Here is a 2,571-nt window from a genome sequence, read left to right on the forward strand (position 1 = left end):
AGAAGGTAAAAGCCCTGTAGTTGAAACTTCGTTCCCTCCAGAGTGGATCCTGAGTACGGCGGGACACGAGAAATCCCGTCGGAAGCAGGGAGGACCATCTCCCAAGGCTAAATACTCCCTAGTGACCGATAGTGAACCAGTACCGTGAGGGAAAGGTGAAAAGCACCCCGGAAGGGGAGTGAAATAGTTCCTGAAACCGTGTGCCTACAAGTAGTCAGAGCCCATTTACGGGTGATGGCGTGCCTTTTGTAGAATGAACCGGCGAGTTACGATTACATGCAAGGTTAAGTTGATAAGACGGAGCCGCAGCGAAAGCGAGTCTGAATAGGGCGAATGAGTATGTGGTCGTAGACCCGAAACCAGGTGATCTACCCATGTCCAGGTTGAAGTTCAGGTAACACTGAATGGAGGACCGAACCCACGCACGTTGAAAAGTGCGGGGATGAGGTGTGGGTAGCGGAGAAATTCCAATCGAACTTGGAGATAGCTGGTTCTCTCCGAAATAGCTTTAGGGCTAGCCTCATGTAGTAAGAGTCTTGGAGGTAGAGCACTGTTTGGACTAGGGGCCCTCATCGGGTTACCGAATTCAGACAAACTCCGAATGCCAAAGACTTATCCATGGGAGTCAGACTGCGAGTGATAAGATCCGTAGTCAAGAGGGAAACAGCCCAGACCACCAGCTAAGGTCCCAAAGTATACGTTAAGTGGAAAAGGATGTGGAGTTGCTTAGACAACCAGGATGTTGGCTTAGAAGCAGCCACCATTTAAAGAGTGCGTAATAGCTCACTGGTCGAGTGACTCCGCGCCGAAAATGTACCGGGGCTAAACGTATCACCGAAGCTGTGGATGGACACCATCAGGTGTCCGTGGTAGGAGAGCGTTCTAAGGGCGTTGAAGCTAGACCGTAAGGACTGGTGGAGCGCTTAGAAGTGAGAATGCCGGTATGAGTAGCGAAAGATGGGTGAGAATCCCATCCACCGAATGCCTAAGGTTTCCTGAGGAAGGCTCGTCCGCTCAGGGTTAGTCGGGACCTAAGCCGAGGCTGAAAAGCGTAGGCGATGGACAACAGGTTGATATTCCTGTACCACCAAAATCCGTTTGAGTGATGGGGGGACGCAGGAGGATAGGGTAAGCGCGCTGTTGGATTAGCGCGTCCAAGCAGTTAGGCTGCAAGTGAGGCAAATCCCGCTTGCATACGGCTGAGCTGTGACGGCGAGGGAAATATAGTACCGAAGTTCTTGATTCCACACTGCCAAGAAAAGCCTCTAGCGAGGATTAGGTGCCCGTACCGCAAACCGACACAGGTAGGCGAGGAGAGAATCCTAAGGTGAGCGAGAGAACTCTCGTTAAGGAACTCGGCAAAATGACCCCGTAACTTCGGGAGAAGGGGTGCTCATTAGGGTGTTAAAGCCTTGATGAGCCGCAGTGAATAGGCCCAGGCGACTGTTTAGCAAAAACACAGGTCTCTGCGAAGCCGCAAGGCGAAGTATAGGGGCTGACGCCTGCCCGGTGCTGGAAGGTTAAGAGGAGGGGTTAGCGCAAGCGAAGCTCTGAATCGAAGCCCCAGTAAACGGCGGCCGTAACTATAACGGTCCTAAGGTAGCGAAATTCCTTGTCGGGTAAGTTCCGACCCGCACGAAAGGCGTAACGATCTGGGCACTGTCTCAACGAGAGACTCGGTGAAATTATAGTACCTGTGAAGATGCAGGTTACCCGCGACAGGACGGAAAGACCCCGTGGAGCTTTACTGTAGCCTGATATTGAATTTTGGTACAGCTTGTACAGGATAGGTAGGAGCCTGAGAAACCGGAGCGCCAGCTTCGGTGGAGGCGTCGGTGGGATACTACCCTGGCTGTATTGAAATTCTAACCCGCGCCCCTGATCGGGGCGGGAGACAGTGTCAGGTGGGCAGTTTGACTGGGGCGGTCGCCTCCTAAAATGTAACGGAGGCGCCCAAAGGTTCCCTCAGAATGGTTGGAAATCATTCGTAGAGTGTAAAGGCACAAGGGAGCTTGACTGCGAGACCTACAAGTCGAGCAGGGACGAAAGTCGGGCTTAGTGATCCGGTGGTTCCGCATGGAAGGGCCATCGCTCAACGGATAAAAGCTACCCCGGGGATAACAGGCTTATCTCCCCCAAGAGTCCACATCGACGGGGAGGTTTGGCACCTCGATGTCGGCTCATCGCATCCTGGGGCTGTAGTCGGTCCCAAGGGTTGGGCTGTTCGCCCATTAAAGCGGTACGCGAGCTGGGTTCAGAACGTCGTGAGACAGTTCGGTCCCTATCCGTCGTGGGCGCAGGAAATTTGAGAGGAGCTGTCCTTAGTACGAGAGGACCGGGATGGACGCACCGCTGGTGTACCAGTTGTCTTGCCAAAGGCATCGCTGGGTAGCTATGTGCGGAAGGGATAAGTGCTGAAAGCATCTAAGCATGAAGCCCCCCTCGAGATGAGATTTCCCATAGCGTCAAGCTAGTAAGAACCCTGAAAGATGATCAGGTTGATAGGTCAGAGGTGGAAGCGTGGCGACACGTGCAGCTGACTGATACTAATCGTTCGAGGACTTAACCACA

At 53.2% G+C, this 2,571-nt stretch carries 1 rRNA gene; it reads left to right on the forward strand.

Annotated features, from left to right (window positions below):
• Positions 1–2,570 (forward strand): 23S ribosomal RNA (locus F7732_RS22455); the annotation flags it as partial.
• Position 2,571: the final 1 nt, after the last annotated feature.

Origin of the sequence: Bacillus mesophilum (genome assembly GCF_008923265.1) — a bacterium.
Classification (GTDB): Bacteria; Bacillota; Bacilli; order Bacillales; family Cytobacillaceae; genus Cytobacillus; species Cytobacillus mesophilum.